The sequence below is a fragment of the Flammeovirga sp. MY04 genome, assembly GCF_001682195.2.
Classification (GTDB): domain Bacteria; phylum Bacteroidota; class Bacteroidia; order Cytophagales; family Flammeovirgaceae; genus Flammeovirga; species Flammeovirga yaeyamensis.
This window is the reverse complement of record NZ_CP003560.2, coordinates 446,319-468,593: the sequence shown is the minus strand read 5'-3', so window position 1 is coordinate 468,593 and position 22,275 is coordinate 446,319. Positions and strand designations below refer to the sequence as shown.

Here is a 22,275-nt window from a genome sequence, read left to right as displayed (position 1 = left end):
ATTACTTTTTTGTTCCAAATAAGAATGTTGCTTTTAGAATGTTATTGGTCATACCAAATTGGTTATAACTTCCACCCGATTTAAATCCATCCCATAGATAGGAGAACTTAATGGCATTTTTATTTTGAAGAAAAATGGTATAATCCAACTCTGTACTCATTCTGAAACCAGAAAAATATTTGGATTCATAATTACTAAAAGCCTTTGGTTCGTTAAGCACCGAAGAGGTATTTGTGTAAATGTATCCGTTTCTGTAAGAGTTATTCATCACCCCAATATTTAACCGAAGAGATAGTTCACGTTTTCTATTTGAATTATTTTTCTCTTTACTAAAATCCCTCGTTGCTTTTAAAGAAGCCATTAAAGATGAAAAATTTTCTAAACCAACAGCATTATTCATAAATCCAGGGTTAGTACGGATATTCTGAGTGGAATTAAATAGACCACCGGCCATATAATTCATCTTACCACTTGATATTGGATTTACTCTGAATAATCTCCCATAGTGAAATCGAATCGATGTAATTTGACTCTCAAGGTTTAACTTACTTACATTTTCTGTTGTTTTCCCTGTTGATATATCCACGCCTATTTCGGTATCTCTCGCTTGATCTCCTCTTCGATAACCAACAGAAAAATACTTCACAGCACCTCTGTAATATACAGGTGATGTGGCTTCATCTCTAAATTTTATCTGATTTAAACCAGCAGAAAAATTAATATAAACAGGTCGTGCCTTTTTCTGCTCTTTGATGGTTAATATAGAATCGTTTGTTTGAGAGAGAACAAATAGTGGACTTAAAAGTAAGCACACTATTATTTGAATGTTTCTAAAAGTCATTATTTAATTTTTGATTGAATGATTTATTTAGTCAATAATGAGAAAATCAAATTGGCGAACTTGACATGAAAAATCAGTTAACAACCTATAACATTGAAAATGTGTAAAACACAGCTTTTCAAACTAAAATTGTTAATTAACATAAAATACAATGCGAAATATGTTAACAAAAACTCAACTCAAAAGATATAATTGGTATTAAAAATTTATACAAAAAATCATCCTACACTCAAAAGAATGTAGGATGACACAACCAATTCAATTATTATTTGATTTTCCCCCAATATTTTAAATTGGGAGCTTTTAGTTATTGATGAAATTTGACACTGTTTATGTTTTCTGATTTGACACTAGTAGAAAACACTAATTACTCTGTTGATTATATAAATTCGATAGTTCTTCGATGGAAATTCCCAATAAATTCATCTTCTTAAAGAAGTTGGGGATATCGTTTTTCAAGAATTCAGTCTTAGAAAATTGCTGAACTACTTTGATGGCATCCTCTGATATAAAATATCCAATGCCTCTTTTATTATATATCACACCGTCGTCTTGTAACGCACTATACGAACGTGCGACTGTGTTGGGGTTGACCTCTAATTCTACTGCCATCTGGCGAACTGAAGGAATTTTATCTCCTTCAGTCCAATTACCTTTCAATACTTTTTCGCAAATGAGATCCATAATTTGAAGATAGATGGCTTTGTTGTTATTGAATTCCATAACTACACCTCCGCTCTTTTAAATTTTAAATATGATACTGTCCAAAGAATCAAAACTATAGTAAGACTAATACCATTAGCAATATATTGCCATACTCCATTTAAAGATCCATCCCAATAGAAGCTCTGTGATCCACCCTCTCCTGCTAAAGTTGCTCCAATTGCCATTGCTATTAAGACACCTGTCACTGACAGAACTGTAATGATAGCAAAACCAAGGATACATGTTTTTAAGAATGCATATTTTCTAAAAATGGCAGAACCAAAGAAGAAAAATGAATGTACACCTACAAAAGATAAGAACACTTGTATGATCCCTTCTAAACCTAACTCAAGTTGTATTGGCATGAATACCCCAATTTCGCCCCCAAATAAAGTCCAAACCAACATTAAAACATATTCCACAATAATGAATAACAATGTTAAGCCTAACGGAAATAATATGGCTGTATTTAGGAAAGTCACTAAAAACTTCTCCTCTCTAGATGCAGGAAGAGATAAGTAATTAATCGCTCCACCTTTGGTAGAAACTCTATGGAATGAGAAGCTCGTAATAATCGGAAATCCTAAAGTAAAAGCTACTCCATAAAGTCCTGCTAATGTTTTCTCACTAACTATTCCTGTGGGATCAGATAAACTAGCCATTGCACAAATAGCAGTAATAAATAATGCAAAACCAATGGCAGCTAATATGATCGGATGTTTTAATAATGTAAGCTCGTATCTAAAAAGGTTTGTGACTCTCTGTAAATTTAATTTCGTTTCCATGACACTAGTTTTTAATTTGATGAGTTGGTAATGCTTCGTTCATTTTTGCTTTCTCTGTTAAGACAGCGTTGAACAATAATTCTAAGTTAATTCTGCTTGGTGCATCAGTATGGTTTATGGCCACTACTTTGTCCTCTGCTACTCCATTTTCTGTGTAAATAATATCAGAAGCTTCTACTTTATCTGCTGTAGTAAATAATAATTTTTCACTGATAGTATCCAACGTTTCATTAAATACTACTTTACCTTTATCGACAATTACTATTGGATCAATTAAGCTTTCTAAGTCTCTCACTTGGTGAGTGGATATTAAAAATACTCTATCGTCCGTCATATATTTGGCTACTAATTTTCTAAACTGACTTTTAGAAGGAATATCCAATCCATTGGTCGGTTCATCCATCAACAACAAACGAGTATTTGATGCTAAACCGATAGAAATCAATACTTTCTTCTTCTGTCCGTAAGACATATTATTCATCTTCTGCTCCGCACTTAATCCAAACTCCGTAATCATTTCAATAAAATGCTCTCGGTTGAATTTTGGGTAGAATGGTGCTAATACAGAAATATAGTCCGATACTGTCACATTAGGGAAAGTCATTTCTTCTGGAATAAAAAAGATCTCTCTTAAAAATTCTGCTGAACCGTGGTCTGCTTCATATCCTCCTACATTAATAGAACCACTGAATGGCTTTTTCAAACCTGCGATTAACATTAATAAGGTCGATTTACCTGCACCGTTCTCTCCTAATAGGCCATATATATTTCCTTCTTTAAGATTTAAATCCAGTGCATCGTATAAGATGTTTCTTTTGTTATACCCGAAGGTTAATTGGTTTATATCGATCATTTTATTATTGTTTTAGTGTATTAATCAACTATTACACTACAACATTAATTCATTAGTTGATTAATTCCAAATTTTTCTTCAATTTTTTTTCATAAAGGGTAGATATTTAATGTCATTATCAGAATATTAGGTTATTTAGATATTTTAATTGGTGAATCTCGGATATACTTGAGATTCCCAAATATATCCTTTATATTGCGGGCTTAAGTGACTAATTATGTATCTACATAACATCACTTATAGTAAAGTAATCGATTACAAATTAATATATATCCATGCCGAACGCATCTCTAATCACTCGTGATTTAACGGATATGACGAAAGAGACTAAAAATATTTATGAGTCTATCGTTATTACTGGAAAACGTTCAAGACAAATCTCATCTAGATTAAAAGATGAGTTGAACGCTAAGTTATCTGAATTCGCTACTACAGTAGATAACCTTGAAGAAGTTCAAGAAAACCGTGAGCAAATTGAGATTTCTCGTTTCTACGAGCGTATGCCTAAGCCAACAACTCTTGCAACAGAGGAGTTGATCGAGGACAAAATCTTTTTCACAAAAGTAGACGAGTCTAACTACTAGAAAAGACTCTTCCTTTTGTTTTAAGAACTTCCTATACTATGAAAGTAGAATAGGAAGTTCTTTTTTTTTATTTATTTTTACTGCCGTTATAAATAAAAACTTCAAATGAGCGATAAATTAAAAGGAAAAAAGATTCTGATTGGCGTAACAGGCGGTATTGCTGCCTATAAAATAGCTTTGCTAGTACGCCTATTAAAGAAACAGAAAGCAGAAGTGCAAGTGTTAATGACCGAAGCAGCTAAACAGTTTATTACTCCGGTTACTCTTTCCACATTATCAGAAAACCCTGTATTATCTACCTATGCCAACGAGGAGACCGGCGAATGGAACTCCCACGTTAAACTTGGCTTATGGGCAGATTTAATGATTATCGCTCCTGCAACAGCTAACACAATGGCTAAAATGGCCAATGGTATGTGCGACAACCTACTTATGGCTACTTACCTTTCGGCTAGATGCCCAGTGATGATCGCCCCTGCCATGGATTTGGATATGTTCTTGCATCCATCAACTACTAGAAATATAGATACTCTTACTTCTTATGGTCATGTCATTGTCGATGCAGAAGAAGGTGAACTAGCAAGTGGCCTTGTTGGAAAAGGAAGAATGGCAGAACCAGAACATATTGTAGAAGCTATCGAAAACTTCTTCACTCCATCTGAAAGCCTACCTTTGTATGGGAAAAAAGCGGTGATTACTGCCGGGCCAACTAAAGAAAGAATTGATCCTGTACGTTTTATCACCAATGGATCTACTGGTAAAATGGGCTATGCTATTGCAGAGGAATTAAAGAATCAAGGTGCTGAAGTAACTTTGATTTCTGGCCCTGTATTACTAAATCCATCTAATAGAATCATAAAAATTGATGTGGAGAGCGCAGAAGAAATGTACCATCAAGTAGACCAACATTTTGATGATGCCGACATTTGTATTTTCACTGCAGCAGTAGCTGACTATACACCTTCAGAAGTTTCTGATTCCAAAATCAAAAAGAAAGAAGGCGATTTAGCCATCAACATGAAGCGTACTACTGATATTGCTAAAACAATGGGGTTACGCAAAAAACCACATCAAATTACAGTAGGTTTTGCTTTGGAAACGGATAATGAATTAGAACACGCTAAAGCGAAATTGACAAAGAAAAATGTTGATTTTGTAGTACTCAATAGCTTAAAAGAAAAAGGAGCCGGTTTTGGCCACGACACGAATAAAGTCTATATTGTATCAGAAAAGGATGTCAAAGAATTGCCTTTGTTATCTAAGACGGAAGTTGCCACACATATTGTGGAAGAAATAATAGACAGAAAAGGATAAACTTTTCCTAACGATATATAAAATGAAGCAAACCTTTATTTTTTTAAGCTTTTTACTCCTGCCTTTCATCGGTTTATCTCAAGAATTTAATCCGACAGTAACCGTAAATGGAGATAGGGTACAAACAAACGAAACTCAAGTTTTTACAGATCTGCAGAACCAACTTCAACAGTTTATGTTGAATCAAGAATGGACGGATGATCGCTTTGAGGACAACGAAAAAATTAAGCTAAACATACAGATCACCTTAGGTAATAACTCTGATGTACCAAGTCAGACATATCAGGCAGATGTGCAAATACAGGCTATTCGACCTGTTTATAATGCCTCTTACGAAACGACGATGCTTAATTTTATAGATCCAAAATGGTCATTTTCTTATAACAACTCTGATCGTTTAGTATATACAAGAGGTATTTACACTACTGAGATTGTATCCTTATTAAGCTATTATGCCTATATCACATTAGGTATGGATTATGACTCTTTTGCTTTATTGGGAGGAAGTCAGTTTTACGAAAAAGCCTTAGAAATTGCCAACTATTCCGAACAAAACGGAAGACCGGGTTGGAGTGCTTTTGGTGATAAAAGAGATCGTTATTACTTGGCTAGAGATTTTATGGATCCCCAATTCGAGAACTTTCGTAAATTCTTGTACACCTACCACCGTTTGGGATTAGATATTTTTGGAGAATCTCCTGATGAAGCAAGAACCAATATCATTCAGGGCTTAAACGAATTAAAAGGAGTTCGTAGAGCTATTCCTATATCAGTCACTATGGATGTGTTCTTTGCAGCCAAAGGGGCTGAGATTGCTAACATGTTTAGTAAAGCAACAAAAGAACAAGCGGACGAAGTAGGTAGAATTTTGTTGGAACTTGATCCTACTCGAGCTCAGATTTACAAGAAACTTTTAAGGCCTTAAACATCAGTAACGTTAAAAATATATATCATTACATTCAAGCATTAAGTCTTGATGTAGCTTTCGGTGCCATTTTTTGCTGTCAGTTTTTAGCAGTAATCAATGGCATTGTGCTTCCCTACTCTGTGTTCATATCATTAGGCACAGCGGTTTGGGTTATTTATACCTTAGACCACCTTCTTGATGCTCATTCAATTCAGCATACCGCCCACACATTTCGACATGCGTTCCATCAGAAGTATAAAAAAACAATTGGTGCTGTATGTTTAATTGTTGGAGTAATTGGTTTAGCCAACACCTTCCTTTTTCTTCCTGATGTAATCATAAAAAACGGCGTACTACTTTCTTTGATTGTTTTACTGTATTTAGGCATCATCAATTTAAAGATTTTACCTTTTCCCACCTTTAAGGAATTTACTGTAGCATTTATTTATACAGCAGGCATTACCCTTCCGGTATTCAGCCTTGTCGAAGAAATTAGCATGCTCTTTGTTTCTCAAACATTAATATTCTTTGTGTTAGCATCAATAAATCTTTTGGAGTTTGCACTCTTTGATTTTGAAACGGATACGAAAGACGAACAGCTATCAGGTACTAGAATATTAGGTCATCAACGTTTAAAATTCAGAATACAAGTACTCATCATCATTTATATTCTTTTGATGATGGCTTCTTTTTATTTTTTAGAAATGGACTACCTCGTTCTTTTCACTTTCTTATTGATGGGATCTTCTCTAATTCTTATTTATATCAAAGCTGACTTTTTCAGCAAAGACGAATACTTCCGAATTTTCGGCGATTTTGTTTTTCTATTTCCTGGGCTTTATTTACTCTATTTCCAATTATGAAAGCCAATCAGTTTGATCATATTGCTAAAGTGTACGACCTTCTAGCAAGCTTCGTGTTTGGTAAAAAAATTATAGAAATTCAACAACGTACCTTCTATAGATTACCCAAGAATAAAAAAGTGTTGATTATTGGCGGAGGAACCGGAAAAATTATTCCTTACATAGAAAAGAAACTACAACCAGCTCATTTAGTGTTTTTGGATTACTCTAAAGTGATGATCGAACTTGCTCAAAAAGTAGATTACAACGGTCGTATTGAATTTATAAATAATAGTTATGAAGTGTTATTCGAGCAAAAAGAAGAATATGATATTATCATCACCAACTTCTTTTTAGACGTCCTCACTCCGCCCCAATTATCTGATGTACTACCAAAAATCAGTAACTTAATGAAAGATGATGGTTATTGGGTAGTAAGCGATTTCAGAATTGACCCGCATCCCAAGAAGAGGTATTTCCATTGGGCTTTACACAAAACGATGGTTTTATTTTTTAAAGTGACTGCCAACTTAAAAAACACTCAGTTACCGAATTACATCAAAGAGATTGAAGCGACAAAACTGTATAAAAAAAGAGCAGTAAAATATGCCTATTTCGACATGATGTTTACTGCTCTCTTCTCCAAAAAGTAATATCAATTAAAACTTAATCGATATAAAGCTACTTTTAGTTACTTGTACCTCTCTATCTCTATCTAGTACATAAGAACGATACTTAAACTTTAAGCTATCGCCCTCGATAGAAACATGATAATCCTCGTTGTTATACTCGTCTAAAACAATACCATCAATTGTAAAGGTATCGTCATTAACTGTAATATTCTGATCACTTGGAATCTGCCACAACACCTTATTACCATTGTGCACACTATCTGAGATAATTAACGACCAAGAAAAACTATCATATGGGTGTACTACAATCTGACGGTTGGTTGGTTTATATTCGATAAAACCTTCAAATTTTTGAGTATGAATCGGAGTTGTATCCGTAGGCTTTGCATAATAATCTACTGTCGATTCGTAAAGGTAATTTCCTCTTTCTGGGGAGTTATCGTCTATATCACTATCAAAAATTTCACTACCGCAACTGCCTAATAAAAGTAGTAAACATAAAAGGTTTAATTTGTATATGTATTTCATTATCCTCCGAATTTAAAGCCGCAAATTAATTGAATCGATTGGTTATAAAGCTTAGCATCATCAAAAGTAATATCCACTAAACCTCTGTAGTATCTCCACTCTAAGAAGAAAACATTCATGGCTGCACCAATACCTGCTGTCAAACCAAAGTCTCCACCTTTATACAAATGCCCTACATCGTTGTAATCGGAAAATAGATTTCCTTCTCTTCTTTGAGCATTTAAAATTGCGGAACCATATACTCCACCCTTGATATAGAAATTATCATTTAAATAATAATTAGCGTATACAGGGAAGTTAAAATAAAGAACAGATTCTGTAAAATTCACATTGGTTTCTGAATAACCTAACTCATGCCAATAGCCAGAATATTGAATTTTCTGACCCGCAGATTTAAACTGAGCATTAAAGTCAACAGACCACTGATGATCGATAAAAAAATTAAACTTCACACCGAAATCAAAGCCAGTTCTAGATCTCGAGCGTTCATTATCGTAAGTTAATCCAGTATTTAATTGAGGTATTGTTCCAGAGGGAAAAGACCACGATGGACCCAAATAGATACCCCATTCATGTTGTCTAACTGGCTTCTCATAACTTTTATTTTCTTGATATTCAGGATTACTCCCCCCATCTTGAGTTTGTGAAAAAGCAAAAAGGGAAGAGAACAAACAACTAAAGAAAATGAGTGTTTTTAGTCTCATTAATTTGATATTTAGTAATAAAAATTGATGTAGTTTTAATTAAAATAGGTATTTTTCGGAAAACACACCATAAACACACACTATGCTTACAGTAAAACTTAACGAACTTTCCTATTCTTTTATCAAAGACAAACAATCTTTGGTAGTAGACAAAAGAAAAGTAGATTTAAAATTAAAACATACACACTACAGTGTTATAGAAGCTACCTACAACAATCAAACATTTGATATCGAAATCTTAGAAATTGATGAGGAATGTAAAAAAGCAACCTTAAGAATTAATGGAAAGAAAGTAGAATTGGAGGGACAAACTTCTTTGGATAAAATGCTTGAAAAATTAGGTATGAATCAGAAAATCGAGCAGGAAGAAAAGCATATTCAAGCCCCTATGCCTGGGAAAGTTATAGAAATAATTTGCCAAGAAGAGCAGCATGTAAAAAAAGGAGACAACTTGATCATCCTTGAGGCCATGAAAATGGAAAATGTGCTTAAAGCCCCTTCTGATGGCGTAATTGAAAAAATTTATGTTTCCAATAATCAATCTGTCGAGAAAAATCAGATTCTAATTGATTTAGAAACAGAATAAAAAAAATCGAGGGGCAATTTCACCCCTCGATTTTTTTATATTTCATCTGAAGAAATTTCTTGTTTTATTTTATAAACTCCTGTTGGAGCAATTTCGTACCACTTCCCGTGTACCTCTTTTTCTTCTCCTGTTCTATTATTGATCAAAATTAACTGATAAGACAATTGTCGTTTTCTAAATTCTGTATCAACATAAAATCTAGAACTACCTTCTGGAGCAACAATCACATCTTTTGTTTGGTTGTGCTCACTTTCTACAATATGATCTAACCGATTATAAACAGCCTTTTGCCCTTCTAAAAAATGTATTTGGTTTCCCTCTACTTGGTAAGGAATTTCCACTGAAACCTCCTGATCTTTTAACCTTAAAAAAGCTTCCTTAGCCTCACACCTAAAGTAAGATCTTTTATTCTCACGAATCGGATGGATAGGCATTGTCACATCATTGGGTAGACCATTAAAAGACAACTTCGGTACCTTTTTCTGAAAAAGAGAATCTGTATCTTCTGGAGATTTAAAAAATTTCAACTCTTTAAAAGTATACTCCTCTTCTACTTCTAAAACAATTTCTTCAATTTTGGGTGTTTGATCAATGTTGGGATTGCATGAAAAAGAAAAATATCCACACAATATCAACAGGATAAATTGATAAGTTTTCATTGTCCAATTAGTCTTTGTAATATAGTTTTTGTTTTATAGTTTTTATTTGATGACCAACATTTCGTTGGCTCCTTTCTGAAACTCGTATTCTACTTTTTGTAAAAGCACCATGTTCTTACCTGCATAATTTTTAATGATATCATCAAGAAGTTCGGTACGTTCACCATTTAGATTAACTATAGGAAAAATTCTAACTTCTTCTGCCACTCTCAACATTTCATCAATAGCTTGAATATGAAAATCCAATCCTAAATCAGAGTACAGTAATAAGAAATGAGAGCTTAGGGCGATATCAAAATCTTTATCCAAAAAGTATGTTTTTGCAGGTAACTCGTGTGAGATGTACCTTCTATCTGATTTACCTTCTTCAAAATCTTCCAGAAAAGTATTCATGGCATCCATACGAATGTCCTCTAAATCATCAAGATCTTTGATAGTACTCCAAACAAATTTTTCTTGATTGTTTTTTGTTTGTTCAAGTACAATATCCCTAGTTTCTTCGATTCTTTCTCTTATTTCATTTTCTGAAAACTGATAAATGGGATCTAAAGAGACTACAGATTTACCATTCGAGGTCATTTCTTGATTGAAACTTGCTGGGCCATCTCCAAAACCGATAAGTTTTTTATCCAAGTCTGTATCAGAGAGTGAGAACATTTTAACGTATTCCTCTAGGGTTCTTCCCCAAGGCACAGTTGTATTTAGCTTAAAGGTCATAATTAGTTTTGGTCACATATAAGTCAAATAAATATGATATTTTAGGCTGATTTAATTGGATTTAGTCAGGTCGTAAAATTGAAATATCATATTTAAGTTCAATTTAATTATATACCTCAAAATTTTCAAGAAAATTGCTTGTATCTTCTTTACCTACCTATAAATCAGATAGAAATATTATTGTAGAAAATTCAATCGTTCAAACCACTCTAAAATGAAGTAATAAAAAAACCCCTACATAAAAATGCAGGGGCCTAGAAGAAAGAGCGTATATTTATTTTTTAAAAAACCTTTCGGTCTTATTGTCATAATTCACAAAATAGTATCGTCCTCCAGCTAGCACTGAACAATCGACTTTACTATCGTTACCATTAAGTACCACTTTACCGTATTGATCGAGTATTTCGAAACGAACAGGTCTTGTGAATGATAAAGTTTCGCTAACTCGGTTAGGATAAAACTTTACTTGTTCTGAAGATGACTCATGCGCCAATACTTCAGAATTATACACCTTACCGGTAATTTCTATATACTTCAGTTTATACTTATTTAAACCCGAGTGATGCAACACTTTATAGTGGTATTTGTTTTTTCTTTCATCGCTTTTTCCTTGAACGATCATATCTTCCACCCAACTATCATGTTCATATCGAAGCACCATAAAACTACCTTCGGCAGCTTCGCCTGAGGTTTCCCATTCCAACCCTTCCTCTGTCACGTCTAATTCAATAAATTGAAAATGACCCTTATCACGTATTGCATTTGGATTTAGAATTCTAGGGACACAGTCATTCGAGTGATATAAAATAACAGATATATGATCTCCCTTTTGAATATGACTCAATTCAATCTCGAAAGCACTGGCTTTCGGTAGCTTTTGCATTTCACTATTGTTAATGATCACTCTACTAACACAAAAAGAGCCATCGTGTAGCATAGGGTTTTCCACATAAAGATTAGAACCTTTATAAACCCCTGTAACAATCATTTCACCGTCTTGAGCAAATGCAAAAAATGTAGAAAAGACGAAAAAAAGAGTAAAATGAAGTCTTTTGTTCAGTAAAATCAATCTATCATTGATCATGTGAATTGGATAATTAATTCATGTTAAGTTAGTGACAAATAGTAGCTGTACGTCAACATTTGAAATAATTCATATTATACAAATGAAAATACCACAGTTAAACCAATGTAATATTAACTATTATTTACTATAATCTAAAATTCATTATCAAATAAATTGTCTTAAATCATTAATTGTTCATGAACAAACTACAAATCATACAATAACTAACACATCATACACTTTTAAATTGTCCAAAACTAAGATCATATTTCATTTATTTAGAGGCTCTATTCAAAGTCAGGTTAATAAGGATAAATTAAAAACAGATAGAACAATTATCTTTGCTACCTTTGCACTTTGCGCTGCAATTAAAATTTAAATTATGGGATTAACTTTCGAATTATCGCACAAAGACCCTCAAACAAAGGCTCGTGCAGGTAAAATAACCACCGAACATGGTGAGATAAAAACTCCTATATTCATGCCTGTAGGTACTGCTGGAACTGTAAAAGCGGTACATCAACGTGAATTAAAGGAGGATATTAATGCAGAAATTATCTTAGGAAACACCTATCACCTATATCTAAGACCAGGCATGGAAATCTTAGAAAAGGCAGGTGGTCTACATAAATTTAATGGTTGGGATAGACCTATATTAACCGATAGTGGTGGATATCAAGTATTCTCTTTAGCCAATAATAGAAAGATCAAAGAAGAAGGAGTAACTTTCAGATCTCACATTGATGGTTCAAAACACTTATTCACACCAGAGAAAGTGATGGATATTGAAAGAACTATTGGTGCCGACATTATCATGGCTTTTGATGAATGTCCTCCTTATCCATCGGATTATACATATGCTAAAAACTCTATGCACCTTACGCACCGTTGGTTGCAAAGATGTGTGGATCGTTTGGATGAAACTGAACCTAAGTACGGATATCATCAAGCACTTTTCCCAATTGTACAAGGATCGACTTACAGAGACTTAAGAACACAATCGGCGGAAACAATCGCTTCTTTTGAATGTGAAGGTAATGCTATTGGTGGTTTATCAGTTGGAGAACCTGCTGAGATGATGTACGAACATACTGAACTTGTTTGTAGCATTCTTCCAGAAGACAAGCCTAGATACCTTATGGGTGTAGGTACTCCTGCAAATATTCTAGAAAACATTGCTTTAGGTGTAGATATGTTTGATTGTGTGATGCCAACTCGTCAAGCGAGACACGGTATGGTTTTCACTACTCAAGGTATCATGAACTTGAAGAATAAGAAGTGGGAAGACGATTACTCACCTCTTGATGCTCAATTAGGAGGATATGCCAGCACATTCTATACTAAAGCATATATGAGACACCTTTTCAAAGCGGGGGAAGCTTTAGGTGGTATGATCGCGAGTGTACACAACCTTACTTTCTATTTATGGTTAGTAAGAGAGGCTCGTCAGCATATTATTGATGGAGATTTCAGAGAATGGAAAAATGCGATCATTCCGACATTAATGCAGAGATTATAAATTTTATTAGTTGAGGCATAACAAATAAAATTTTTAAGAGTTATAAATGTAGGGTATAGATCTTTTTCTATACCCTACAATTGTTTTTTAGTAGACCCTACCCATTAATGAAACACCTCGCACTTTTTATACTTTTTACTCTAATTTCCTGCGGTCAACACAAAGAAATCTATATTGATCCCAATAAACCCAAATTTGAGACTTTGGATCAAGGTCGTATGTTTTTTAAAAATGTAAGAGCTCCCTATTATGATTTGATAAAAGTTCCTCAAGCTACTGATGACATGATTGTGTATCAAATTGGAAAAGCGGTTCATGATACCACAAAAGCCATCATTCAACTTCACATTGTCTTCCACGAAACTACGCAGAATGCATATATTATGCTCTCCCCTAACCAAACTTTCGATGGTTACATGCATTACAAAGTAAAATGGACAGATGATACGGGTTTATGGAATGAGATTAGATATCAACAAGGAAGTATGAATGAACAATTTAAATTTGCTACTGAAATTTACAATACCCTTAAGAAAGACAATTTCAAATACGAAATCTCATTTGGCGATAAAACCCTTCCTTTTTTAACCACTGAAGAAGAAAGAGAAGCTTTTAGAATTACATTAGTAGATTATTACCGTTTAGTTGCTTTATTCTAGGATCGACAACACCAATACGCTAACAAACCTCAATAAATTTGTATATTCTCCCTAAATGCAGTTATTTGCGAAAATTTTACACTTTATAATAACCTGATTTCGACGAAAAATATTACTCACAGAAAGTGATGTTTATTCCAGATTTGTGCTGAATATCTTGAAAAAATAACTGGTTATTTTGAAAGGTATTCAGTGCAAAGATGGAGTGAACACCACTTTTCCAGAGGATTTGTCTGATTTTGGTATAAATTTCACCAAAATTTTTTGTAATACAACCAGTATTACTGCAAGAATTTGTCAAAATTTCTACTCAAAATCAGATCAAACTGTGAAAATATTTTTCGCCGAAATCAGGTTAATAGGACGAGAATAGATTACATGACAGAAAAAGTTTTTGGAAAAGCTTTAGCTCCTGAAAATGACCCCATGGGAAGTGGTATTGCTTCATACTACGATTCTAAAGATGATGAACTTTGTGTAAAAGTTTATTCGGATTTTAGCGAACCCGACGACATCCCTGTTCCTTTGTTGTTCAGAGAAGAAAATGATATGCCAGAAATTGAAGTTTTGGCATTAGATCAGTGTAATGGTAAAATCTTAGATGTTGGTGCTGGTGCTGGATCCCATGCAATGGCCCTTCAGAAAAGAGGGAAAGATGTTACTGCTATGGACATCTCTTTGAAAGCTGTAGAAACAATGAAAAAGAGAGGTGTAAAAAATGTAATTGCAGGAGATATCTATCAATATACCGGTCCAAAGTTCGATACTTTATTGATGCTGATGAACGGTATCGGTTTAGTGGGAACGCTAGATGGTCTTGCCGAGTTTTTAGTAAAAGCAAAAGACTATCTAAATCCAGGAGGTCAACTAGTATTTGATTCTTCCGACATCATCCATCTATTTGAAGATGAAGACGGTTCATACCTTATTGACCTTACTGCAGAGTACTACGGTCAAATTCAATATTGGATGGAATTCAAGGACATCAAAGGAGCAGAATTTGATTGGCTTTATGTGAGTTACCCTGTATTAGAAGAATATTCAGCAACGGCCGGTTACGACATCAAATTACTGTACGTTGGAGAGTTAAACCATTATTTGGTTTCCTTATCATTAAAAAACGATTAAATAATCAAAATATCATCAATAGTATAGAACAATACTTCTCAATACAGTTTAAATTGGAATATACTATTGGTACTGAGTAGAAGTTATACACTTCAATCTCAATAGCTTAGAATAGCCCTTTTATTATTGATTTATCCTTCAACTCTATTAACTATTTACTCTACTGTCTGAAACGACAGACTAACTTCAATTAAAAACCATATAAATAAAATTAATTTATGATAGAATTAACTAGAGCACAAGCATCGAGAGCTGCCATCGAAAGAATGTATGTTGTAATGCGTCACCTTTTTATAAGAGGTCATTACAAGCCAGGTGGAGCTTCGGGGCGTGCAATTATGCAGGACTTATTAATTTTACAACCTGAAATTTATGGCACATTGGCCGACCCTCAAAAAGTAGATCTTAATGGCTTGGTCTATGTTTTTGATCGATTACCAAAAGGTATTGAAGAAACTAGATATATTAAATTAACCTCTGAAGAAGGATATGAAAAATCTTCCTTCGAAAAAATTATTCCTCACGCAAGAAGAAGAAATTGCTACAGAATTGATGAGGAACAAATGTTTATCGAGATCACAAGAGGTAGATCAGAAATATACGACATTCTAACACATCTAACATTTATCTATATTGAAGCTCAAAAAATTAAAGAGCACGCAGAAGATGAAAAAGGAAACCCTGTTAGAGAGTGGGTTCAATTAGAAAAAATTGTCACAGGTGAAGAGGAATTATCACCTCAAAATGAAGAGGTTGCCTTCACTTACCTAGCCACTTTATTAGGACAAACATACAAAGAGACGAAAAACGCCCACCAACGATTTGTTCAAAATCACGATAAAAATAATGGCCTTTTCCATATTGTTTACTGGATGGGTAAATTAGCTATCGATGAAGCTCAAAAAGGTGATGCTAGAGTGATTAGCTTTAGTCCAACACTTAGAGAAAGAATCGGACATCACATTTATGGCGATCGTTGGGCAACAAGAATTAAGAAAGTCCTGTCTGATCATCAATTAATTCATAGACCAATTCACATTATCAGTGCGAATTTGCACAGTGTAATGAATTCATTCTATGCTAAAGAGGCACTTTCCTCTGATGTAAATGAGAAAGACTTCGATAAACTGATGGAAATGGTGAGTCAGCCTGAAAATGGTCACCTAAGAGATAACATCAGAAAAAAGGCATTTGATAAAGGAATGATTCAAGTGACTGAGGATTCAGGAACCAATATTTCGGTTCAGATATTTGATACAGCATTCATCAACGACGCCCAATTACCTAAGGCGCTTAAACCTGAAAAGAAAAGAGATAAGAAAAATGCTCCGATCATTTTGGTAATGGATTACGCATTTGGTGAGCAAGCCTTCGAAACAATGGATGAGTTATTAAAACCATACATTAACGAAGGATTAAACATTCCTTTGGATATCCAATCGGTTTCCATCATGGGTAAAGCTGGGATTCTGAAGGGTAACAAAGGAGACATCATGATACCTACAGCCCACGTTTTTGAAGGTACAGCCGACAACTACCCTGTAGAAAACGATCTAAAATTAGAAGATTTTAAAGATGTTGACGATCTTAACTTTGTAGACGGCCCTATGATTTCAGTATTGGGTACGTCACTACAAAACAAAGATATTTTGAAGTTCTTTAAAGATTCTTCTTGGGGAGCAATTGGCTTGGAAATGGAAGGTGCACACTATCAAAAAGCCATCCAAGGAGCCTCTAAAATCAGGAACAACATCAAGAAAGATGTGAAGGTAAGATATGCCTATTATGCATCAGACAATCCTTTGATAACAGGTAGTACTTTAGCCAACGGAAGCCTTGGTTTAACGGGTGTGAAACCAACTTATGCCATCACTTTAAAAATCTTGGATAAGATTTTAAACTAAGTGTTTTGATAAAGTCGTAAGTCCCTTATTGAAGGAGATTTAATAATATCTAGAGGTTGTATCATTTATATGATGGTACAACCTCTTTTTTATTGCTTTTTCACTTTAATTTTTTGAATTTATATATTAGTTTAAGAAAATAAGTATTTACTTTCTGATATAATTAGAAACATGATAGGATTTTTTTAGTTTTGTATGCTGAGTAGCTGTTTTTTACTACTCACAATTATCCATTAAAAATATGTACTAATTATTAATTGAATTAGCCGTATTTATTTGACTAAAAAAAATGGGAAACTCTAATAATAAATCGAAAGAAGAAGAAATTGATTGGGATGCTTTAGAAGCAGAAGATAAACGTAACACTGCTAATCTAAAGGAAGAGGAAGTGGATCAAGAAAAAATTGATTCTGAAAAGAAACATCTTTCCAAAGAAGAAAAGAGTAGCCCCTATCCAGATGATTTCCTAGCGGAAATCAATATCATTAGAAAAGACTATGATGATGCCCTTAAAAATGATGATATAGAGGAAGAAGACTTGTAAAATTTATAAATTCCATCGACTCTATACAATAGGACCAAAATCATATCGTTATATTTTTTGAAGTGCAAATACTAATGGAGTGTATTATTTTTTGCACAATTTTTATGTTGAAATTCTTTAGTACTATTTGATATGCCATTGATGTTTGATTCATCAAAATCCAGAGCCATTTTAATTGGAATAGGAACTTTTCTTAAGGATGAGCAACTCCAAAGAAGAGAGCATGTGTATAAAGATATCAGTCTTTTAAGAGAGACTTTTACAGACCAACAAATTCTTGGACTGAATGAAAAGGATATCATTTCTTTAGTGGATTCGGAAGGAAATACGATGATAAAGGAACGTATTGCCGAAATTGCCGATACCACTCAGGATACATTAATATTTTTCTACTCTGGCTACTTAATCGAAAGAAGAGGAAAATTAATTCTTTCTTCCCCTCATACTACTATACAACAATGTCACATTAATGGAATTCCACTAAGTGAGATTGTAGAGTTAATCAATGAATCTCAAGCGAAAAGAGCATTCATTATTCTTGATGCAGAGTATAGAAAATCATCTACTTTTGGTGATGATTTCGAAGAACTTAGCATTAAGTCTATTGAAGATTTAAAACCTTATGGGCCTGACAAATCATTCATATTAACTCAGTTACTTCAAGAAAATAGTACAAAAACGATTGCTTCCGGCCTTGCCGATATTTTTCAAAAAGGTGTCGAAAAGGAAAGTGAAGTATTGACCGTTCTAGATTTAAAAAATCACTTTTCTAACACTGCAGGTTTAGAAGAAACAATATTTTTATCAGATAAATCTGAAGATGCTCCTATAAGTTTAAATAAGAGATATTCTATCACTAAAAAACTTAGAGTAGAAATTGATAAATGCTTCCAAGAAAAACGTTTTGATGATGCACTACCTTTACTAAAAGAAGGGATAGAGAATTATGAAAACGATGAGGATTTCAACAACCTTGCTTCTTTTATAGAAACACTCCAACAAGCTGAACACATGTACATTACGCAGTCTTATACTGCATCAATGGAACGTTTTAAAGCAGCTTACGAAATCAGAAATGAGAAAGTAGCAAAAGATGGCATTATCAAATCGTTAGAAAAAATTGCGGTTGATCAGTTCGATCGTAAAGATTTTATCGCCTCTAAAGAAACATATCAACAACTTCAACAACTTAATCCTGAAAATACAGCCTACGTTCAACGTATTGAATATTGCGATACGGAACTGAACTTTGCAAATTGGGTCGACCAAGGAGATAAGGCCTATTTCGAGAATAAGTTTAACGATGCAAAAGAACTTTACAGTAAGGCATTAGAACATAGAAACGACCCTGTAGTGGCTCGTAGAAAAAAAGAATGTGAGAATGTTCTTTTAAGAGAAAATGAATTACGTGAAGAAGTTAGAAAAGAGCTTGAAAAAGAATTTGGACAACAAATCGATTCAAAATTATCTGAAGAAATTAAATCTAAGGAAACTCAGATTGAGGAGGAACTTAGAGCAAAAATAAAAGCTGAACTTATTGCTGAACTTCAACCACAATCTAAAGAAGAGGTCACAAAAGAGTTAGAAGATAATATCTGGAAAAAGACTGCTGTTTGGAATAGTATTGAAGGCTATCAGTTTTATTTATCGATGTTCCCTGAAGGAAAGTATATCAACAAGGCACATCAAAGAATGGAGCAGATCAACAATTTGATGGTAAATGAAACCATCAAAAAAGAAAAGTCTCCAACAGAATCAAAAGTCTTTGTTGATCCTCCAAAGAAAGCTGTTATTGTTGAAGAACTAGGCATTGACAGAGCTTTATTGATGGATCTAAGAATGGAACCTATCGAGGAAGTTCTTGCTAAAATAGAAGAAGCCAAAGGTTTAAAAGGTGAATTACTCCTTTGGACTGAAACTGACCGATTGCTATTCGATAAAAAACAAGAAACAATTACAGAAACAAAACCTGTAGAGGAGCCTGTTTCTGAATTAGACCTTGTCATGGACGAAGCAATTAGGGAGGTTGAGGAAGAAACGAAACCAGAAACTTCTATAGAGAAAATTGAAGAAGAAACTTCTGCTGTTGAAGAAGTAGAAGAAGTGATCATAAACGAAGTTGCTGAAGAGAATCCTTCTGCAATAGAAGTAACTGAAGTTAGCTCTGAATCTTTCTCTATTGAAGAGGCACAACAACTTTCTAAAGATGCTTTAGAAAAAGAGAACAATGAGGCTGAAATTCAGGCGGAGATCATTGAAAACACTTTTACAACAGAAGATAGTACTAATGAAACTGTTGAAGAAGAAGCTGAATCTACTAACGACGTAGTTGATTCTATTGTAAATGACTCTGTAGAAAAAGAAACAGCAGCAGAAACAACTCCTTCAGTTGATACAGAAGATATTGAAAATTTATCTGAAGAAGATTTATGGAAACGCGCTGAGCAGCTTAATAATAAAGAGGGATATTTAGAGTATATCAACCTTTCAAAAACTGCTGATCAGATTGCCGAGGCTTATTACAGAATTAATAAGATAGATCAAGGTGAAATTCCAGAAGTTTCAATTTCTGCTATAGAAACTCCTGTTCCTGAAATAGTAGAAGAAACTGTCGAAGAAAAAGAAGAAGAATCTGTTGTAGATTCAATAATTAATACGACTGAAGAAGAAGTTGCTACTCCATCCATTTCTTCTTTTGAAGACGGAATGTCAGAAGAGGAACTTTGGTCAACTGCTAGCAACATCAATTCTATAGATAGTTATAAAGAGTATTTATCGAGAACGGAAGAAAACAATTTCCTTGCAGATGCCTACTCAAGAATTAATACACTTCAAAATGGAGAAGAGGTAGTTGTTACCTCCGAAACTTCAACAGATAGTATAGACACTACTAATGACATATCTTCAATAGAAGAAGACAGTAGTTTAATAGACGATCTTACTTCTGAAGAGATTACTCCATTGGAAACATCTGATGATTCTGAAAACACTTTTGGCTCTGAAGTAACAAGTCAAATTGAAGACGATTTAAACTTGGATACTCCTTTACCTACATCCTTTGAAATAGATGAAGAGGAAGAAGTAGAAACTGATGCTGAAGAAGAAGAATTGTGGTCTTCTACATGTGATGAAAATACTTTAGGTGCTTATTTTAATTATCTCAACCTGACAACCAAGAAGAAATATTGGAAAGATGCAAAGGAGAAAATTAAAGATCTGAAAAACGATTCTCAAGCAAAAGAAGAAGACGATTGGAAAAGAGCACAGAAAATTGATACCGTAGAAGGTTATAAAACGTATATTAGAAAGTATCCACTAGGAAACTTTTACGCGGCAGCAATGATGCGTTTAGATAAACTTGGTGATTAATTTTTAATCGCCTTATGAGTTAGAAAACTCTTAAATTAAGCCTCATGATAACAAATCGTGAGGCTTTTTTTATTTACTGACCGTAGTCATTTGATTTTCTTGAAAAAGTACTAATTTTAACAAGGAAATGAAGATCACTTACGTAAGATCTATAAATAATATAAATTGGGTATTCTACTCATTTTTAATTGATAAAACTATATAAATCCCTTTAGCCAATGTCAGTATTTAAAAGAACAATAATCGCTTTAGATGGAACAGAAAAAGACCTTCCGTTACTAAAACATGCAAGCAAATACCTGCAAAGAAATGAAGTAGAGAAAATTTATTTTGTGCACGTTCAAGAATCATTGGACCTGCCTAAAGAAGTATTAGAAAAATATCCTGATATGATGAGTCCTTTGGATGAGTCAATCAGAGAAAATATCGAAAAGCTAGTTACTGAACATATTCCATATATTAAAGATATGGATTATGACCTGATGGTAGAAGAAGGCGATCCTGCTGAGACCATCATTAAGCTTTCAAAAAGAAAGCAAGCTACTATGGTGATTCTTGGCAAAAATTCTTCTGGAAAGAAAACAGGTGCAATTGCTCGTAAAATTGCTTCCTTCTCTCCATCGTCTATCATGTTTGCACCAGAACTATTAAACGAAGAGACACCGAAAGTACTTCTTCCTATTAACTTTAGCGATACGTCTAAAGAAGCCTTAGAACAGGTAGAAGAAATCGCTGAATTAATCGATAATGTAGAGGTTGTTGCAGTAAACTGTTATAAAGTTCCTAGTGGTTACTCATCTGTGGGTAAAAGCTATGAAGAAATGACCAAAATCTTAGGAGATGTTTCTCAGAAGAAATTAGATAAGTTTGTGAGCACAACGAATAACTCTGATAATATTAAAACAGTATCTGTTTTAGTTAAAGACGACGAAAATGTAGCAGATACAGTCTATAAATATGCTAAACAAGAAGATGTCAATATCATAGTGATTGGATCAAAAAGTAGAACTTGGATGGCCTCTATGTTGTTAAGTTCTACGGCGGAACAATTACTTCAGTCTGATATAAATATACCTCTAATGATTTACAAGAATAAAAAGAAAACATTAGATGTATTCGATTTCTTCGAAAGAATTTAATAGTCATCAACAAAGAATATAGAAAGTTGTATCTCAATACTTTACTATTCTTTAAATTTTATAATTAGTCAAAATGCTATCATTTTATCACCTAATTTAATATTAGAAGATAAAATGGTAGCATTTTTCAATAACGTACTTTAAACGCTTAACAAACTATCACTTTTTTCGAAAAAAAGAATGAAAAAAATCATCATATAAAAGCAAAAATTATAATCATCTTTGTACTGTGCATCGTGCATTTTTGCAGGGTCAATTAAAAATAATCTCAAACTCAACATTCTTTCATT

Annotated in this window: 22 protein-coding genes; 13 read left to right on the top strand and 9 right to left on the bottom strand. The window is 33.7% G+C overall.

Annotated elements, in window-relative coordinates; genetic code table 11:
* Position 1 precedes the first annotated feature (1 nt).
* The 4 genes from MY04_RS01910 to MY04_RS01895 form a co-directional block, all read right to left on the bottom strand.
* The gene (locus MY04_RS01910; RefSeq protein ID WP_066205521.1) at positions 2-841 is read right to left on the bottom strand and encodes a hypothetical protein; all 840 of its coding nucleotides are present in this window, start codon (positions 839-841) and stop codon (positions 2-4) included.
* A gap of 363 nt (positions 842-1,204) precedes the next feature.
* Positions 1,205-1,564 carry a GntR family transcriptional regulator gene (locus tag MY04_RS01905; protein ID WP_066205518.1) on the bottom strand — a complete coding sequence of 120 codons (360 nt, stop codon included), beginning with the start codon at positions 1,562-1,564 and terminating at the stop codon, positions 1,205-1,207.
* Positions 1,565-1,566: 2 nt separating this feature from the next.
* Complete coding sequence (locus tag MY04_RS01900; protein ID WP_066205515.1) at positions 1,567-2,331, bottom strand: hypothetical protein; 765 nt, start codon at positions 2,329-2,331, stop codon at positions 1,567-1,569.
* 4 nt (positions 2,332-2,335) lie between these two features.
* Positions 2,336-3,184 carry an ABC transporter ATP-binding protein gene (locus tag MY04_RS01895; RefSeq protein WP_066205512.1) on the bottom strand — a complete coding sequence of 283 codons (849 nt, stop codon included), beginning with the start codon at positions 3,182-3,184 and terminating at the stop codon, positions 2,336-2,338.
* A gap of 275 nt (positions 3,185-3,459) precedes the next feature.
* Here MY04_RS01895 and MY04_RS01890 point away from each other — a divergent pair, with 275 nt between their 5' ends.
* From MY04_RS01890 to MY04_RS01870, 5 genes are all read left to right on the top strand, one after another.
* Entirely contained in the window at positions 3,460-3,768 is a 309-nt protein-coding gene (locus MY04_RS01890; protein WP_066205510.1) for a DNA-directed RNA polymerase subunit omega, read from the top strand.
* A gap of 105 nt (positions 3,769-3,873) precedes the next feature.
* Positions 3,874-5,082 (top strand): bifunctional phosphopantothenoylcysteine decarboxylase/phosphopantothenate--cysteine ligase CoaBC, encoded by a 1,209-nt coding sequence (gene coaBC / locus MY04_RS01885; protein WP_066205508.1) that lies wholly within the window; start codon positions 3,874-3,876, stop codon positions 5,080-5,082.
* A 22-nt stretch (positions 5,083-5,104) separates the two neighbouring features.
* The gene (locus tag MY04_RS01880) at positions 5,105-6,007 is read left to right on the top strand and encodes a type IX secretion system protein PorD (protein ID WP_066205504.1); all 903 of its coding nucleotides are present in this window, start codon (positions 5,105-5,107) and stop codon (positions 6,005-6,007) included.
* 122 nt (positions 6,008-6,129) lie between these two features.
* Positions 6,130-6,852, top strand: coding sequence for a hypothetical protein (locus MY04_RS01875; protein ID WP_066205499.1), 723 nt, complete (start codon positions 6,130-6,132; stop codon positions 6,850-6,852).
* Complete coding sequence (locus tag MY04_RS01870; RefSeq protein ID WP_066205497.1) at positions 6,849-7,484, top strand: class I SAM-dependent methyltransferase; 636 nt, start codon at positions 6,849-6,851, stop codon at positions 7,482-7,484. Before MY04_RS01875 ends, MY04_RS01870 begins: the two co-directional genes overlap by 4 nt.
* A gap of 6 nt (positions 7,485-7,490) precedes the next feature.
* Here the strand turns inward: MY04_RS01870 and MY04_RS01865 are convergent, their stop codons facing one another.
* Both MY04_RS01865 and MY04_RS01860 read right to left on the bottom strand, forming a co-directional pair.
* Complete coding sequence (locus tag MY04_RS01865) at positions 7,491-7,991, bottom strand: hypothetical protein (protein ID WP_066205494.1); 501 nt, start codon at positions 7,989-7,991, stop codon at positions 7,491-7,493.
* A complete protein-coding gene (locus tag MY04_RS01860; RefSeq protein WP_066205491.1) occupies positions 7,991-8,695 on the bottom strand; it encodes an outer membrane beta-barrel protein in 705 nt (234 codons plus the stop codon). The genes MY04_RS01865 and MY04_RS01860 overlap by 1 nt, the downstream gene beginning before the upstream one ends.
* An 82-nt stretch (positions 8,696-8,777) precedes the next feature.
* Here MY04_RS01860 and MY04_RS01855 point away from each other — a divergent pair, with 82 nt between their 5' ends.
* Positions 8,778-9,281, top strand: coding sequence for an acetyl-CoA carboxylase biotin carboxyl carrier protein subunit (locus MY04_RS01855; protein WP_066205487.1), 504 nt, complete (start codon positions 8,778-8,780; stop codon positions 9,279-9,281).
* A 35-nt stretch (positions 9,282-9,316) separates the two neighbouring features.
* On the opposite strand, the gene MY04_RS01850 is transcribed toward MY04_RS01855, so the two are convergent.
* The 3 genes from MY04_RS01850 to MY04_RS01840 all read right to left on the bottom strand — a co-directional run bounded on the left by MY04_RS01850 (position 9,317) and on the right by MY04_RS01840 (position 11,540).
* Positions 9,317-9,940, bottom strand: a complete 624-nt coding sequence (locus MY04_RS01850; RefSeq protein ID WP_066205485.1) for a hypothetical protein — start codon at positions 9,938-9,940, stop codon at positions 9,317-9,319.
* A gap of 42 nt (positions 9,941-9,982) precedes the next feature.
* Positions 9,983-10,657: an SAM-dependent methyltransferase gene (locus MY04_RS01845; RefSeq protein WP_066205483.1), complete on the bottom strand. Its 675-nt coding sequence runs from the start codon at positions 10,655-10,657 to the stop codon at positions 9,983-9,985.
* Between the two features lie 274 nt (positions 10,658-10,931).
* Positions 10,932-11,540 (bottom strand): hypothetical protein, encoded by a 609-nt coding sequence (locus MY04_RS01840; protein WP_169055518.1) that lies wholly within the window; start codon positions 11,538-11,540, stop codon positions 10,932-10,934.
* A gap of 565 nt (positions 11,541-12,105) precedes the next feature.
* Between MY04_RS01840 and tgt the strand changes: the two genes are divergently transcribed.
* From tgt to MY04_RS01805, 7 genes are all read left to right on the top strand, one after another.
* Positions 12,106-13,242 carry a tRNA guanosine(34) transglycosylase Tgt gene (gene tgt / locus MY04_RS01835; protein WP_066205477.1) on the top strand — a complete coding sequence of 379 codons (1,137 nt, stop codon included), beginning with the start codon at positions 12,106-12,108 and terminating at the stop codon, positions 13,240-13,242.
* A gap of 107 nt (positions 13,243-13,349) precedes the next feature.
* Positions 13,350-13,901, top strand: a complete 552-nt coding sequence (locus MY04_RS01830; protein WP_066205474.1) for a hypothetical protein — start codon at positions 13,350-13,352, stop codon at positions 13,899-13,901.
* 378 nt (positions 13,902-14,279) lie between these two features.
* Positions 14,280-15,029: a class I SAM-dependent methyltransferase gene (locus tag MY04_RS01825; RefSeq protein ID WP_066205470.1), complete on the top strand. Its 750-nt coding sequence runs from the start codon at positions 14,280-14,282 to the stop codon at positions 15,027-15,029.
* A 218-nt stretch (positions 15,030-15,247) separates the two neighbouring features.
* A complete protein-coding gene (locus MY04_RS01820) occupies positions 15,248-16,933 on the top strand; it encodes a DUF6909 family protein (RefSeq protein ID WP_066205468.1) in 1,686 nt (561 codons plus the stop codon).
* Between the two features lie 289 nt (positions 16,934-17,222).
* Positions 17,223-17,477 carry a hypothetical protein gene (locus MY04_RS01815; protein WP_066205466.1) on the top strand — a complete coding sequence of 85 codons (255 nt, stop codon included), beginning with the start codon at positions 17,223-17,225 and terminating at the stop codon, positions 17,475-17,477.
* A gap of 141 nt (positions 17,478-17,618) precedes the next feature.
* On the top strand, positions 17,619-20,846 hold the full coding sequence (locus MY04_RS01810; RefSeq protein ID WP_158297519.1) for a hypothetical protein: 3,228 nt from the start codon (positions 17,619-17,621) through the stop codon (positions 20,844-20,846).
* A gap of 218 nt (positions 20,847-21,064) precedes the next feature.
* Positions 21,065-21,985 (top strand): universal stress protein, encoded by a 921-nt coding sequence (locus tag MY04_RS01805; protein WP_066205464.1) that lies wholly within the window; start codon positions 21,065-21,067, stop codon positions 21,983-21,985.
* The last annotated feature ends 290 nt before the right edge of the window (positions 21,986-22,275 follow it).

Bases quoted from the DNA above. Each gene is read 5' to 3' on its own strand.
- MY04_RS01845 (WP_066205483.1), bottom strand. From the start codon at position 10,657: ATGACCTTTAAGCTAAATACAACTGTGCCTTGGGGAAGAACCCTAGAG.
- MY04_RS01860 (WP_066205491.1), bottom strand. From the start codon at position 8,695: ATGAGACTAAAAACACTCATTTTCTTTAGTTGTTTGTTCTCTTCCCTT.
- MY04_RS01905 (WP_066205518.1), bottom strand. From the start codon at position 1,564: ATGGAATTCAATAACAACAAAGCCATCTATCTTCAAATTATGGATCTC.
- MY04_RS01880 (WP_066205504.1), top strand. From the start codon at position 5,105: ATGAAGCAAACCTTTATTTTTTTAAGCTTTTTACTCCTGCCTTTCATC.
- MY04_RS01910 (WP_066205521.1), bottom strand. From the start codon at position 841: ATGACTTTTAGAAACATTCAAATAATAGTGTGCTTACTTTTAAGTCCA.
- MY04_RS01830 (WP_066205474.1), top strand. From the start codon at position 13,350: ATGAAACACCTCGCACTTTTTATACTTTTTACTCTAATTTCCTGCGGT.
- MY04_RS01855 (WP_066205487.1), top strand. From the start codon at position 8,778: ATGCTTACAGTAAAACTTAACGAACTTTCCTATTCTTTTATCAAAGAC.
- MY04_RS01850 (WP_066205485.1), bottom strand. From the start codon at position 9,940: ATGAAAACTTATCAATTTATCCTGTTGATATTGTGTGGATATTTTTCT.
- MY04_RS01815 (WP_066205466.1), top strand. From the start codon at position 17,223: ATGGGAAACTCTAATAATAAATCGAAAGAAGAAGAAATTGATTGGGAT.
- MY04_RS01865 (WP_066205494.1), bottom strand. From the start codon at position 7,991: ATGAAATACATATACAAATTAAACCTTTTATGTTTACTACTTTTATTA.
- MY04_RS01825 (WP_066205470.1), top strand. From the start codon at position 14,280: ATGACAGAAAAAGTTTTTGGAAAAGCTTTAGCTCCTGAAAATGACCCC.
- MY04_RS01805 (WP_066205464.1), top strand. From the start codon at position 21,065: ATGTCAGTATTTAAAAGAACAATAATCGCTTTAGATGGAACAGAAAAA.
- MY04_RS01900 (WP_066205515.1), bottom strand. From the start codon at position 2,331: ATGGAAACGAAATTAAATTTACAGAGAGTCACAAACCTTTTTAGATAC.
- MY04_RS01820 (WP_066205468.1), top strand. From the start codon at position 15,248: ATGATAGAATTAACTAGAGCACAAGCATCGAGAGCTGCCATCGAAAGA.
- MY04_RS01890 (WP_066205510.1), top strand. From the start codon at position 3,460: ATGCCGAACGCATCTCTAATCACTCGTGATTTAACGGATATGACGAAA.
- MY04_RS01810 (WP_158297519.1), top strand. From the start codon at position 17,619: ATGTTTGATTCATCAAAATCCAGAGCCATTTTAATTGGAATAGGAACT.
- MY04_RS01870 (WP_066205497.1), top strand. From the start codon at position 6,849: ATGAAAGCCAATCAGTTTGATCATATTGCTAAAGTGTACGACCTTCTA.
- coaBC (WP_066205508.1), top strand. From the start codon at position 3,874: ATGAGCGATAAATTAAAAGGAAAAAAGATTCTGATTGGCGTAACAGGC.
- MY04_RS01840 (WP_169055518.1), bottom strand. From the start codon at position 11,540: ATGCAAAAGCTACCGAAAGCCAGTGCTTTCGAGATTGAATTGAGTCAT.
- tgt (WP_066205477.1), top strand. From the start codon at position 12,106: ATGGGATTAACTTTCGAATTATCGCACAAAGACCCTCAAACAAAGGCT.
- MY04_RS01895 (WP_066205512.1), bottom strand. From the start codon at position 3,184: ATGATCGATATAAACCAATTAACCTTCGGGTATAACAAAAGAAACATC.